This window comes from Desertibacillus haloalkaliphilus, assembly GCF_019039105.1.
Classification (GTDB): domain Bacteria; phylum Bacillota; class Bacilli; order Bacillales; family KJ1-10-99; genus Desertibacillus; species Desertibacillus haloalkaliphilus.
Genome location: NZ_JAHPIV010000002.1, coordinates 176,988 through 189,089 on the forward strand (window position 1 = coordinate 176,988; position 12,102 = coordinate 189,089).

At 37.6% G+C, this 12,102-nt stretch carries 16 protein-coding genes and 2 pseudogenes; 8 read left to right on the top strand and 10 right to left on the bottom strand.

Going from position 1 to position 12,102, the window contains the following annotated elements; all coding sequences use genetic code 11:
• The first annotated feature begins 11 nt into the window (after window positions 1–11).
• Both KH400_RS03125 and KH400_RS03130 read left to right on the top strand, forming a co-directional pair.
• The gene (locus KH400_RS03125; protein WP_217221736.1) at window positions 12–368 is read left to right on the top strand and encodes a hypothetical protein; all 357 of its coding nucleotides are present in this window, start codon (window positions 12–14) and stop codon (window positions 366–368) included.
• 146 nt (window positions 369–514) lie between these two features.
• Window positions 515–1,063, top strand: coding sequence for a recombinase family protein (locus tag KH400_RS03130; RefSeq protein WP_217221737.1), 549 nt, complete (start codon window positions 515–517; stop codon window positions 1,061–1,063).
• Between the two features lie 22 nt (window positions 1,064–1,085).
• On the opposite strand, the gene KH400_RS03135 is transcribed toward KH400_RS03130, so the two are convergent.
• The gene (locus KH400_RS03135) at window positions 1,086–1,310 is read right to left on the bottom strand and encodes a transcriptional regulator (protein WP_217221738.1); all 225 of its coding nucleotides are present in this window, start codon (window positions 1,308–1,310) and stop codon (window positions 1,086–1,088) included.
• 272 nt (window positions 1,311–1,582) lie between these two features.
• Between KH400_RS03135 and KH400_RS03140 the strand changes: the two genes are divergently transcribed.
• Together KH400_RS03140 and KH400_RS03145 are read left to right on the top strand one after the other, a co-directional pair.
• The gene (locus KH400_RS03140) at window positions 1,583–1,957 is read left to right on the top strand and encodes a hypothetical protein (RefSeq protein ID WP_217221739.1); all 375 of its coding nucleotides are present in this window, start codon (window positions 1,583–1,585) and stop codon (window positions 1,955–1,957) included.
• A 194-nt stretch (window positions 1,958–2,151) separates the two neighbouring features.
• A pseudogene (locus tag KH400_RS03145) lies at window positions 2,152–2,439 on the top strand (sigma-70 family RNA polymerase sigma factor); the annotation flags it as partial.
• A 259-nt stretch (window positions 2,440–2,698) separates the two neighbouring features.
• Here KH400_RS03145 and hbs read toward each other — a convergent pair.
• Together hbs and pssA are read right to left on the bottom strand one after the other, a co-directional pair.
• Entirely contained in the window at window positions 2,699–2,974 is a 276-nt protein-coding gene (gene hbs / locus KH400_RS03150; protein ID WP_217221741.1) for a non-specific DNA-binding protein Hbs, read from the bottom strand.
• A 184-nt stretch (window positions 2,975–3,158) separates the two neighbouring features.
• The gene (gene pssA / locus KH400_RS03155; protein ID WP_217221742.1) at window positions 3,159–3,698 is read right to left on the bottom strand and encodes a CDP-diacylglycerol--serine O-phosphatidyltransferase; all 540 of its coding nucleotides are present in this window, start codon (window positions 3,696–3,698) and stop codon (window positions 3,159–3,161) included.
• Between the two features lie 159 nt (window positions 3,699–3,857).
• Between pssA and KH400_RS03160 the strand changes: the two genes are divergently transcribed.
• The 4 genes and pseudogenes from KH400_RS03160 to KH400_RS03170 form a co-directional block, all read left to right on the top strand.
• The gene (locus KH400_RS03160) at window positions 3,858–4,643 is read left to right on the top strand and encodes a phosphatidylserine decarboxylase (RefSeq protein WP_217222104.1); all 786 of its coding nucleotides are present in this window, start codon (window positions 3,858–3,860) and stop codon (window positions 4,641–4,643) included.
• A gap of 116 nt (window positions 4,644–4,759) precedes the next feature.
• On the top strand, window positions 4,760–4,888 hold the full coding sequence (locus tag KH400_RS03165; RefSeq protein ID WP_217221743.1) for a sugar diacid recognition domain-containing protein: 129 nt from the start codon (window positions 4,760–4,762) through the stop codon (window positions 4,886–4,888).
• 19 nt (window positions 4,889–4,907) lie between these two features.
• The gene (locus KH400_RS26365; protein ID WP_312889008.1) at window positions 4,908–5,441 is read left to right on the top strand and encodes a PucR family transcriptional regulator; all 534 of its coding nucleotides are present in this window, start codon (window positions 4,908–4,910) and stop codon (window positions 5,439–5,441) included.
• Window positions 5,425–6,084, top strand: a pseudogene (locus KH400_RS03170) ((Fe-S)-binding protein); the annotation flags it as partial. The gene KH400_RS26365 and the pseudogene KH400_RS03170, both read left to right, overlap by 17 nt.
• Before the next feature lie 15 nt (window positions 6,085–6,099).
• Here KH400_RS03170 and mnhG read toward each other — a convergent pair.
• From mnhG to KH400_RS03205, 7 genes are read right to left on the bottom strand one after another with little or no spacing between them, the layout of a single operon-like run.
• A complete protein-coding gene (gene mnhG / locus KH400_RS03175; RefSeq protein ID WP_217222106.1) occupies window positions 6,100–6,477 on the bottom strand; it encodes a monovalent cation/H(+) antiporter subunit G in 378 nt (125 codons plus the stop codon).
• The gene (locus tag KH400_RS03180) at window positions 6,452–6,733 is read right to left on the bottom strand and encodes a Na(+)/H(+) antiporter subunit F1 (RefSeq protein WP_217221745.1); all 282 of its coding nucleotides are present in this window, start codon (window positions 6,731–6,733) and stop codon (window positions 6,452–6,454) included. Before KH400_RS03180 ends, mnhG begins: the two co-directional genes overlap by 26 nt.
• Window positions 6,723–7,211: a Na+/H+ antiporter subunit E gene (locus KH400_RS03185; RefSeq protein ID WP_217221746.1), complete on the bottom strand. Its 489-nt coding sequence runs from the start codon at window positions 7,209–7,211 to the stop codon at window positions 6,723–6,725. The genes KH400_RS03180 and KH400_RS03185 overlap by 11 nt, the downstream gene beginning before the upstream one ends.
• A 5-nt stretch (window positions 7,212–7,216) precedes the next feature.
• Window positions 7,217–8,698: a Na+/H+ antiporter subunit D gene (locus KH400_RS03190; protein WP_217221747.1), complete on the bottom strand. Its 1,482-nt coding sequence runs from the start codon at window positions 8,696–8,698 to the stop codon at window positions 7,217–7,219.
• Complete coding sequence (locus tag KH400_RS03195; protein WP_217221748.1) at window positions 8,691–9,029, bottom strand: Na(+)/H(+) antiporter subunit C; 339 nt, start codon at window positions 9,027–9,029, stop codon at window positions 8,691–8,693. The genes KH400_RS03190 and KH400_RS03195 overlap by 8 nt, the downstream gene beginning before the upstream one ends.
• The gene (locus tag KH400_RS03200) at window positions 9,029–9,454 is read right to left on the bottom strand and encodes a Na(+)/H(+) antiporter subunit B (protein WP_312889009.1); all 426 of its coding nucleotides are present in this window, start codon (window positions 9,452–9,454) and stop codon (window positions 9,029–9,031) included. Before KH400_RS03200 ends, KH400_RS03195 begins: the two co-directional genes overlap by 1 nt.
• Window positions 9,451–11,868 carry a Na+/H+ antiporter subunit A gene (locus tag KH400_RS03205; protein WP_217221749.1) on the bottom strand — a complete coding sequence of 806 codons (2,418 nt, stop codon included), beginning with the start codon at window positions 11,866–11,868 and terminating at the stop codon, window positions 9,451–9,453. Before KH400_RS03205 ends, KH400_RS03200 begins: the two co-directional genes overlap by 4 nt.
• Window positions 11,869–12,102: the final 234 nt, after the last annotated feature.

Consider the following 12,102-nt stretch of genomic DNA (forward strand, 5'->3'; position numbering starts at 1 on the left):
CGAGAGGTTACATGATTACGTTAAGCCAAGAGCAAAGTTTAATTCTACAGTTTCACTTAAGTGTAATGAGAGGATCTGTAAAAAAAGGCTTTAAAAAGACTTATGGTTTTAAATATCGTGAGAAAATGAAGTTGTATGATGAAGTGATTAAGAAACTTCAAAGTGTTGATCAATCACTAGAAGTACAAGAGTACAACTTATCCATTGATGAAGTGGAAATGCTCAATCAATTTTTAGGATTTTATATAACGGAATTAGAAAGCAATTTATCAGGTGATGGTCAAGACGAGGATCAAAAAGATATTTTGCATATCATAAATGATCTAAAAGAAATGTCAAGGAAATTTCATGAGTATCTTGCAAACTAAACATTCTCAAAAACAACCGTTATTGGGAGAGTGTGCAGCTTGGGCTAACATTGCCCTTTTTTCTTGCAAAAACTTTCCCAAAACTCATTACCGTAATCTATCAACCTAAAATGTACGTTTATGAAAAAAGAGGAGTGAGGGAGACAGTGATTATTGGTTATGCCCGTGTGAGTACGAAAGAACAATCACTAGATATGCAGCTGGATGCACTTCATAAATCGGGTTGTGAGCGAATTTTTAAAGAAAAGGTGTCTGGGTCAAAAGATGACAGAGAACAGCTACACAGAGTGCTTGAGACGCTCAGGACAGGTGATAAGTTTGTTGTTTATAAATTAGATCGTCTTGCACGGTCTACTCTGAAGCTGTTAAAGGTTGCTGAACAATTAGAACAGCAGGGAGTAGAATTAATAAGCATTCAAGATAATATAGACACCACGACACCAATGGGAAAGGCTATGTTTCGAATGTTATCCGTTTTAGCTGAATTAGAACGCGATATGATTCGTGAGCGTACAAGATCAGGGCTAGAAGCTGCGAGAGCTAGAGGACGTAAAGGAGGACGCCCAAAGAAAAATGAAAAGAAAGTAGAGCAAGCACTCAAAATGTATAAAACCAAACAATTTACAATAGCCGAGATCACGGACGCAACAGGTGTTTCTAGCAGTACACTGTATAGATCAATAAGTTCCTTATAATAAGAGAGCTTATTGATCTTTTTTACATCCAAAAATCATCATATTCAACCTTTTTCCCCCATTTTGATTTTAATGACCTTCGTACTTTTTCAAAGGTAGAGAATTTCGGTTTATACTCTTTCTCATTACACATCCTTGACATTGTCCCGTGACCTACTTTTGCTTCTTTTTGTATATCAATTTGCTGTATATCATTCTTATCTAACCATTCCCCAAATTTAGTTCTTTTCTTTCCTAGTCCAAACATTACAAGACACCTCCTAAAAAGAGTGTTGTTATATGTCTTGGACAAAATATCCATTTTTTATACGAGTGAAAAAAATGGACATAATGGACAAGCTCTACCCCATATTATTTATTAAAGACGTCGATCAGACGTCATAACAACAAGGAGGAATGCTTCATGACAAAGGAAATGGCTATATATCTACTGGAGAGTAAGGACGTCTACTTGACGTCAGAAGGTAGAGAGATTCTAATAGCGATGATTTACGGACAAAAGGCGGTGACGTCACAGTAATGGTATATAGACCGACTGTAAGGTACCATGACGTTTTTCGTGACTATGTAAATAAACTATTCCATGCTACAACATTGGATCGAAATCAAATAATCCGAGCTGCCTTGTTTGCAGCTGCACACTCAAATGAATTTTATAAATTGATTGATGGCTATAAAAAAAGTGACGTCCCTCTTCCCTCTCCTATTTGGGAGCCTTTAGATCATGAATTATGGATGGAGCAGTGCAAAGAAAAGGGGAAGGGAGGGAGAGACGTCAATGCTAAACCTAAACGAGAGGGACCAGTTGAATCGATTGATCGAACTTCTCGAAAAGAGACAACAAACCGACGAATCCGATTCAAAAATAGTGGAGGAATTAAATTCTCATTCTAATGATGAAATTGTTGAGTGGGTTCCAGTAAGAGGGAAGGATCACTTATTAAAGAGAAGGGTTCGAAAACCGATGAAACCAAGTGATCTTCTTATACCTGGAGTGATAGCGGTGGCATTGTTTCTCAAAATTATATAAACATGGTAAAATCAGCGTTAAATAGCCACTTTTAAACAACAGATAACCTGTGAGTGTAAATGAGATAACATTGATTGATGTTCTTCAAGAAGATACAGATGATATTGCGGAGACAATCCAATTAAATATGGAGAAAAAACAAATTTATGAATACATTGGTGTCCTCGATGAACGAGAAAAAGAGGTTGTCATTGCTCGTTTTGGATTGGATATGAAAAAGGAAAAAACGCAGCGTGAAATTGCTAAAGAACTCCAAATTTCGCGTAGCTATGTTTCCAGAATTGAAAAGCGAGCATTAATGAAGTTGTTCCATGAGTTCTATCGCAGAAGTGGGAAGAAAACATAATTTACGGACAATTGTAGCAGTAAAAGCCAACTACGTAAGCTATGGAAAGAGTTACAGTTCATTTCCAATTATTTAATAGTGATGAAAAACGATTTTTGTGTGATAATAAAAACAACATCCCAGTTTTACCTGCATTTGACCGCCTCAATTTGGGATGGGCATTTGTTGGGGCGGTTTTTTTAATAACAAACATGACATGAAATAGATAAAAAGCAGTGGACCATACCATCGGGAGCACTGCTTTTTTTATTGTTATATATTATTCATTCACTGCGTCTTTTAATTGTTTACCAGGCTTAAATGCTGGGTTTTTCGATGCAGGAATTTCAATTTCTTCACCTGTTTGTGGATTACGCCCTTTGCGTGCAGAGCGTTCACGTACTTCGAAGCTACCAAAGCCTACAAGTTGGACTTTATCTCCTGCTATTAGTGTTTCTGTAATGCTGTCAAACATTGCGTCTACTGCTTTTGTAGCATCTTTTTTAGAAAGTTCAGCTTGTTCGGCTACTGCATTAATTAGTTCTGTCTTGTTCATGAAAAAACTCCCTTTCATACCATTAAAATTAAACTTGCATAACAAATTTACTCTTGAAAGCCTTGAAGTGTCAAGACTAAAGAGAGAATTTCCTCGAATTTGCCGGTTTTTTGCTGAATATATACCGAGTCATCATAAAAAAACCTGGCATTTGCATGCTAGGCTTTTCTTATTTAATGAGTTATCATACTTTTCTAACTTTTAAAGTGCTAATCATCAATAGAGATAAAATGAGGATAAAAAACATAAAGACATAAGAGGGGAGGAGTGATACGAATAGGAAACTCACTGTTAATAAACAGCCTGCTGCGGTAATTGGTAAGCCGATGAAGAAACCTGGAGATTCACTCACATTAAAACGGGCTAACCGAATGGCACCACATGCAATAAAAATGATGGTAAAAAATGCTCCTGCAAATCCAAATTCAGACAAAACTGCCTGATATAAGAGTAAAGATGGAGCAACTCCAAAGGATATAATGTCACAGAGAGAATCTAGTTGCTTGCCTAAATCAGAGGTAATATTTAGTTTACGTGCGACCATACCGTCAAGGCGATCAAAAAAGGCTGCTAACGTGATCAGTAAAAGGCTTGTTCGAAGTTCACCTTGTATAATAAAGACAAGTGCAAAGCTACCTAAACTTAAGTTAATAATCGTTAATAAATTTGCAGTCTGACTTTTAATTTTTTTAATCGTATGATCCAAGTGTTGTAATAAGAACATTGGCATCACTCCTTATTTTAAGGTTTTACAACATAAACCGAGTGAGTATAGTTTCTAATGTGTCTTATTAAAAGATAATAATACCATAGATCTTTGTTGTGTGCTACTGTAAAGCTAATAACCTTGTTTTTAAGATCTTATAGATAGGAGGATTACATGGTGAAAAAAGTCTTATATCAATGGTGTATTGAATTAACGTCTAATCGGTTTACTTCATTTTTGTTAAAAGCGTTTACATCATCGAGATTAAGTAGATTTGTAAATCGGTCATTTGTTCGCACCTATAACATCAACACGGATGAGATGGAAAAGCCGTTGCACGAATATAAAAGTCTTCAAGAACTATTTGTAAGAAAACTGAAGCCTGATGTAAGAGAGATCGATCTACGCAAAGGCCACGTGGTGAGCCCGGTAGATGGTGTTATTGCGTTTACAGGAACGCTCACAGGCGATCAAAGCTTTTACGTTAAAGGGCAAAAGTATTCGTTACGTGAATTACTTGGTAGTGAACAAAAGTGTAATAGATACAAAAATGGTTCGTATGCGATCTTTTACTTAAGCCCAAGTCACTATCATCGAATCCATAGTCCTGTTACTGGTTCTGTTGTCGATCAGTGGCTATTAGGTAAGAAGTCGTATCCTGTAAATGATATGGGCTTAATTTATGGAAAGAGACCACTATCTAAAAACTATCGGTTAATTACTGAAATCAAATCGGGTGGAAAGCATGTAGCTGTCGTCAAAGTAGGAGCCCTAAATGTGAATAGTATTCACACAACATATTCAACCGAACAATTAGAAAAAGGTGAAGAAATGGCTTATTTCTCATTTGGATCTACGGTGATCTTGTTATTTGAAGGCGATTTCTTTCGTTTTGGAGACTCACTTACCGTACCTAGTGATATAAGAGTTGGAAACAGTATAGGGATCACCGAGGAAAGATAAGACACGCAATGCTTCTGTCGCTATCGTACTACGTATTTTCTATTATCATATGTATATGATTTTCATGTATTAACATATTCAAATAAATCTATTTATTTTTTAGAAAGGGGAAAGCGATGAGATTACCTCCCATCCTCGCACAACGGGTTGTGAATGAAGTGACAAAAGTAATTGATGAAGAAGTTATCGTGGTTAATCGTAACGGGATGATTATCGCGGGAAGTGATCAAGATCGATATACCTAGGTGTTGTGTACTATTACAGGTGAAGGACTGGGAACTAAGTGACTTTCACATGGTTGAGCGTGAATTGCTTGAGTTACTGCGAGATACATTTACAAATGAATCAGAAGACATTATTGCTCGCTGGGGGTATGGACAAATGGTTTTGCTAAAAGCGATCAAAGGAACGACCGATGTCGAGTATTTAAAAACGGGTTTATCGGCCGTACAGGAGCGTTTAACAAAGAAGCTTGACTGCCAAACCTTAATTGGAGTGGGAGAAATATATGAAGCGATCGATATTGGACGGTCATATCGTGAAGCAAAACAAGCATTAAAGGTTGCGACAAAAGCAGCAACGATGGCGTTCTATGAAGACCTTACATTGGAGGTCGCCCTTGCTGAACTTTCTGATAAAACAAGGGAAACGATTATTGAGAAGGTCATTGGAGAATTGCTTCATGAAGAAGATCTCCTTGTTACATTACAGACGTACTTTGACGAACAATTATCGATTAAACAAACCGCACAACAACTGCACATTCATAGTAATACACTACAAAATCATTATTCCTGATCAACAAAATTGCTGCGGAGCTCTTCATGCACATAGTGGTGAAAAGGCAGCAGCAAAAGAATTAGCGAAGAAGAATTTGCTCGCTTTTGAACAAGCAGAGGTTGATTATATCATTTCAAATGCAGGTGGTTGTGGGGCGTTGTTAACTGAGTATGAACATTTGTTAGCTGATGAACCAAAGTGGCACGAACGAGCAAAAGTTTTCGCACGAAAAGTTAAAGACATTACCGTGGACTTAGCTGAAGTTGGTTTGCCAAAGATGAAGTTACCTAACCAGACGGTAACGTATCAAGATTCTTGTCACTTACGTAATGTAATGGGGACATCCATTGAACCGCGTCAATTGCTAAAGAATATAGAAGGTGTAACCTTTAATGAAATGAATGAGGCAGACCGTTGTTGTGGTTCTACAGGTGCGTATAACATTATTCAGCCTGAGATGTCGATGCAAATATTAGATCATAAAATGAAGCACGCTCAAGCAACAAACGCCCAAACCATTGTTACAGCAAATCCGGGATGTTTATTGCAAATGCGAGCGGGAATTGAAAGAGAAGGGTTAACTGATACGGCTAGAGCTGTACATATTGTTGATTTACTAGCAGAAGCAGTAAAGGAAGCTGACAAGGAGCAAATACTATAAAAAAACAGCTGTTGATTATTCAACAGCTGTTTTTTCTTTCTTCTTTTTTTTCGACTTATTCATTTTCTTTCCTAACTCGTCAATTGTACTTTGTTCCCATAACGGGACACCGATACGGTAAGCTGAGCGTGAAACGGTAAGACCAACGACTGGTGCGGTTAAGAAAACAAATAAGATCGTTAGTAGGATTTTCCCCATAAATAATTGTTCCGCAAATAAAAAGTAGAGAAAGGTAGCCAGCATGATGCTAATAACTCCAAGAGTAGCGCTCTTTGTAGCAGCATGGAGTCGTCCATAAACATCTGGGAAGCGGATAAGACCAATGGAACCTAGAAGGCTTAAAAATCCCCCCAGAATAGCCAAGATACTAATTAGAATCGCGATCAAAGACAGCACCCCTCTCTAAGAATTTCGCTAATGCGATTGAACCGATAAAAGCAATGATACTGATGACAAGGATGACTTCAGAATATGCTGTTGTTTCTTGAAGAATCATCAGGATGCCGATAAAGCCAATCAAATTGATCCCAAATGTATCAAGTGCGATAACACGATCAGACATTGTTGGTCCAATTATCGCTCGAATGAAGCAGACAAGCAAGGAAATTGACATCACTACTAATACGATCATTAAGATGTTATTTAGCATTAGAGTGTGTCACCTCCAAAATTGCTTTTTCAAACGTATTTTGAATTTGTTTAATCATTTTATCGCGATCAGGAACGTGGATCGCATGAACATATAGATATTTATTATCGTCTGAGAAATCCATTGTTAGAGTACCTGGTGTTAGCGAGATTAAACAGCCTAATAACGTTAATTCCCACTCGCTTTTTAATTTTGTCGGAACAGCAACGATTCCTGGTTCAATATTCATTTTCGGACTTAAGACGATTTTAATAACATCAATATTAGCCAAAATCAACTCTTTGATAAATAGAAAAAGTAACTTAACGGATGCTATGACACGCATAAAATAGAAGTCAAAGCGTAAAAACCTTCTTAAGACAAAGAGTATCAGGATTCCAATAAAATAACCGACGATAAAATCTAGGGCAGTGTAGCTATTTTGAAGGATCATCCAGATAAAGGCTAGTACAATACTTAATAAAATTTGAAAAGCCATAGCAACTACTCCTTAAGTACAGAATTAATATAAATCGAAGGATCGAGAATCTGGTCAGCTACTTGTAGTGAATATTGGAAAATTGGTTCTGCAGCAAACCCTAGTACAATCGTTAATGCGACAAGTGGTATGATTGGCACTAACAACGATCCAATTTTCTGCTTTGCTTGTGTTTCTGAATGTTTTTGTTCTCCCCAGAATGCATAGATAAAGATTTTCATCATTGAGAAGAGTGTTAATAAACCAACAAGTAAAGCTACCGTAACAATAATGTATCGTCCTTCTTCAAAGCCAGATAGAATTAAAGCAAATTTACTAAAGAACCCACTTAACGGTGGAATCCCGGCTAATGACATCGCTGAGATGAAGAACATCCAAGCAAGCCATGGATGGGTTTTTAATAATCCACCCATTTGTTTGAGATCCGTCGTTCCTGTGATCTTTTGGGTTGCTCCAGCAAATAGGAATAGTGCCGCTTTAACAATAATATGGTGAGCGATATAATAGATCGCCCCTGCTATCGCTAGTTGTGTATAAATTCCAAGCCCCATCACCATATAACCAACCTGACTAATGATGTGGTAGGAAAGAATTCGTTTGAAATCAAATTGCGATACGGCACCAAGGACGCCAAAGAACATTGTTAAGCCCGCAAGTGCCAAGATAATATTATGTGTAAACCCTGGATCATGTGTAAAGATTAATGTAAATGTTCGCATAATCGCGTAAATACCTACTTTTGTAAGTAGTCCCCCGAATAAAGCGGCGATTGCTGCTGGCGGACCATAGTAGGAACGTGGTAACCAGAAGTAAAGCGGGAACAATGCCCCCTTCATTCCAAAGACTAGCAAAAATAGAATTGCGATCGCATTAATGACTCCTTGTTGTTCAAGTTCTGCAACTCTTACGGCAAGGTCAGCAAAGTTCAATGTGCCAGTTGCTGCATATAAGTAAGCAACACCGACGATAAATAAGATTGATGCGAAGATATTGATTGCGACGTATTTTAATGATTCACGGAGCTGATATTTTGTACCGCCCATGACGATTAAGACATACGAAGCAATTAACATCACTTCAAAAAATACAAACAAGTTGAAAAGGTCACCAGTTAAAAAGGCACCATTAACACCAGTAATTAAGAAAAAGTAAAACGGGTAAAAGTAAAACTTTTCTCTTTCACTAGATATCGTTTGGAAGGCGAAGAATAAACAAACAACGCCGACGATGCTTGAGAGGATGACCATCATCGTCGCAAACATATCTGCGACGAGTACAATCCCAAATGGTGCTTGCCAGCTTCCAAGGGCTACGGTTTGAATTCCTTCTTGGTAAACGTAAATGGCTAAATAGATCGAAATACCGAGGAGGAATAAAGATGTCAAACCACTAATAAACCGTTGGATTCCATGCTGTTTAGCAAAGAAAATCAATAACACTCCAACTATAAATGGTATGAGTATTGGTAGAATGACTAAATTATTCATCAGCACTTCCCCTTAATTTATCTAGATCATCTGTTTTATGTTCTTTATACGTACGATAAGCTATGACAAGTAAAAACGCCGTTACCCCAAAGCTAATAACAATCGCGGTGAGTATTAACGCCTGAGGGAGTGGATCAGCATAATATGCCGCCTCTTCCCCAAGTAAAGGGGGAGAACCTTGTTTTAATCCTGCCATGGTGAGTAGTAAGAGATGGGCACCATGTGATAATAACATGAGTCCTAGTACAAGCCGTAATAGGCTTTTTGTGAGTATCAAGTAAGTTCCAACCATAAAGAGGACCCCTACAGTGATGGACATTAAAATTTCCATTACTTATCATCCTCCCCGATCGTTAAGATAATTAATAACGCGATTCCAACCACGACTAAATAGATACCTAAGTCAAATGGTAATGCCGTTGCTAAATGGACCTCACCAAATAGGGGAAGGTTAAAATAATCGTCAAACTGGTGTAAAAATGGATAACCCAATAGCATACTTGTTACACCAGTTAAAATAGCAATTAAAAGCCCCGATGCAATGATATGTGTAAAGTTAAACGGCAGCGCCTTTTTAATCGTGGTCATATCAAAAGTTAAATACATTAACAACAAGGCAGAAGCTGTCATTAGTCCCCCAATAAATCCTCCGCCGGGGTTGTTATGCCCGGCAAAGAACAAGTAAATCGAGAAGAGAAGAATGATAAACGTAACAATTCTCGTAATCGTATGGAGCATTACATTATTTGTCTTCACACATCTTCCCTCCCAGTCATTCGTAATTTAATTAAAGTTACAACACCTAATGCTGCAATCCCAAGTACTAATACTTCAAGTAGTGTATCAAGTCCACGGAAGTCAACAAGGATGACGTTTACCATGTTTTTACCACCAGCAAGGTCGTATGAGTTTTCAACGAAGAAGTCTGAAATTGGATTCATGTTATTCGTGTGACTCAATGCATAAGCACTTAGTGCTGTTAATGTGACCACTACACCGACAGCGACAGAAATGACGGCGTTTGTCATTTTAAAGCGCGGTGTGAACTTCTCTTTTCTAAGCTCCGGTAAATGATAAAACGCTAGTAACAATAGAACAACCATAACGGTTTCAATCAGCAATTGTGTTAGGGCTAGGTCTGGTGCTCTAAATACGACGAAGAATAGAGCGAGTAAGAACCCGATAATCCCAACGACGATAATGGCTGTAATTCGATGGTTGATGAATGGAATACTTAATGTTGCTGCAATAAATACAAACGTTAAAATCCACATATATGGTGAAATTTCCGCAACATTGACTGTATCGATCGTAAAGGCATTGTATCGATATAGCGTATACCCAACCATCAGCACTAAAAATGTGATCATGTACGCGAAATAATCACGTAATAACCCAGTCATTTGGATGTGAGTCACTTTTGTAGAACCTTTCACTAGCCATACAAGTGAATGGTCATACACATAATTTAACGGATCACGTTCACGTAAATATATCGCTGTTTTTGCCCACTTCTTCATTGATAAGAAGAATAATGTACCTACCACAATGACACCAATAGTCATAAATAGCTCCGTATTAAACCCATGCCACATATAAATGTTGACATAGAACGTTTCATTTGGTGCTAATAAACCTGGTAGAATGGCAGCCATTGCAGGTTCAATCAACGTATATGAAAGTAAATTTGGGAAAAACCCAAAAATAATTACTAGAGATCCTAAGATGATTGGACTAATAAGCATTCCAATCGGTGCCTCATGTACATGGCGATCGTAGTTTTCCTCTTTGAATTCCCCTGTAAATGTTTGAAAGAACATGATCATACAGTAGAGGAACGTAAACACACTAGCAATCCATGCGAGTACAGGGAAAAGCAGACCCCATGTTTCCATATTAAAAATATCTAGTGTGGCTGCATTTAAGACACCAGTAAAGAACATCTCCTTACTTAAAAAGCCGTTAAATGGTGGCAAACCGGCCATTGATGCAACACCAATTAATGAAATGGTAAACGTGATCGGCATTATACTCATTAAACCGCCCAGTTTACGGATATCACGTGTACCTGTTTCATGATCGATGATCCCAACGGTCATGAACAGACTACCTTTAAATGTTGCGTGGTTAATTAAATGAAAGATCGCTGCTAGTGTAGCAGTCGTATACATCGTTGTATCTGTACCATAACCATAGTATAACGACGCAGACCCTAGCCCTAACAAACACATGATTAAACCAAGTTGGCTGATCGTAGAAAAGGCTAAGATTGATTTTAAATCCTTTTGTCTAACTGCAGATATTGAACCCCAACATAACGTGACGATACCGAATCCAGCAACTAACCAGAACCATTCAGCGACACCACCGAATACAGGGGTTAAGCGTGCGACGAGATAAATCCCCGCTTTAACCATTGTTGCTGAGTGTAAGTAGGCACTAACAGGTGTTGGTGCTTCCATCGCATCTGGTAACCAAATATGAAATGGAAATTGAGCAGACTTTGTAAAAGCCCCTAGCAAAACAAGGATCATTGCTGGCAAGAATAGTGGGCTCGTTACAATCACATCTGCGACTTCAATAATTTCACGTATACTGAACGTTCCTGTCATCACATATAAAAGTGAAAAACCACCAAGCATAGAAAAACCACCAAATACTGTAATCAGCATTGATTTCTGTGCCCCATAGGTTGATTTTTCACGGTGGAACCAGTAACTGATCAATAAGGATGAAGCTAAGCTCGTTAATTCCCAAAACACATAAAGTACAATTAGGTTATCAGAGATAACAACCCCAAACATAGCTCCCATAAACATCAATAAATAAACATAGAAGTTATTTAATGACTCGGTTTTTTTCGATAGATAATAAATCGAATACAAAACAACTAATGAACCAATTCCCGAGATGAGTAATGCAAATAGTAGGCTTAATCCGTCAAGGTAAACCGTAAAATTAATACCTAATGACGGTACCCAAGGAACGGTTTCATGAATGACCCCACCATTAGAGGTAATGGGTAGAAATTGTAAAAAGAATACGAACAATGATAGTGGTAAAACAAGAACAAACCATCCAGTATGTATTTGACGAACATATTTATAAAAGAATGGTATCAAGATGGCTAATAGAAATGGTGCTAAAATAGCCCAATGTAGTGACGTCAAGTTTTGTTACCCCCTTATATAATTTGTAATTGAAGCAGGTCTTGGTTCATAAAAAAACCGATCATGTTCGAGGCTAAGACAAATTATATCCTAGATTTTTATTGCTTGCATCCTTTGCGCACCTTAAGCACAGCGTTTTCAAAAAGTTTATTAAATATGTAGGAAACCGTAAAAAAAACACAAAAAAAAATTTTTTCATTAGGTGTATCGCTTGCAAGTTTTTTGAACTCTTTT

What these genes read in the sequence shown, in the direction of transcription:
- KH400_RS03140 (WP_217221739.1), top strand. Translation starts at nt 1,583, where the DNA reads ATGGTATATAGACCGACTGTAAGGTACCATGACGTTTTTCGTGACTAT.
- KH400_RS03180 (WP_217221745.1), bottom strand. Translation starts at nt 6,733, where the DNA reads ATGCTAAATAACATCTTAATGATCGTATTAGTAGTGATGTCAATTTCC.
- KH400_RS03190 (WP_217221747.1), bottom strand. Translation starts at nt 8,698, where the DNA reads ATGAATAATTTAGTCATTCTACCAATACTCATACCATTTATAGTTGGA.
- pssA (WP_217221742.1), bottom strand. Translation starts at nt 3,698, where the DNA reads ATGTTCTTATTACAACACTTGGATCATACGATTAAAAAAATTAAAAGT.
- KH400_RS03135 (WP_217221738.1), bottom strand. Translation starts at nt 1,310, where the DNA reads ATGTTTGGACTAGGAAAGAAAAGAACTAAATTTGGGGAATGGTTAGAT.
- KH400_RS03125 (WP_217221736.1), top strand. Translation starts at nt 12, where the DNA reads ATGATTACGTTAAGCCAAGAGCAAAGTTTAATTCTACAGTTTCACTTA.
- KH400_RS03185 (WP_217221746.1), bottom strand. Translation starts at nt 7,211, where the DNA reads ATGGCTTTTCAAATTTTATTAAGTATTGTACTAGCCTTTATCTGGATG.
- KH400_RS03165 (WP_217221743.1), top strand. Translation starts at nt 4,760, where the DNA reads ATGAGATTACCTCCCATCCTCGCACAACGGGTTGTGAATGAAGTGACA.
- hbs (WP_217221741.1), bottom strand. Translation starts at nt 2,974, where the DNA reads ATGAACAAGACAGAACTAATTAATGCAGTAGCCGAACAAGCTGAACTT.
- KH400_RS03195 (WP_217221748.1), bottom strand. Translation starts at nt 9,029, where the DNA reads ATGGAAATTTTAATGTCCATCACTGTAGGGGTCCTCTTTATGGTTGGA.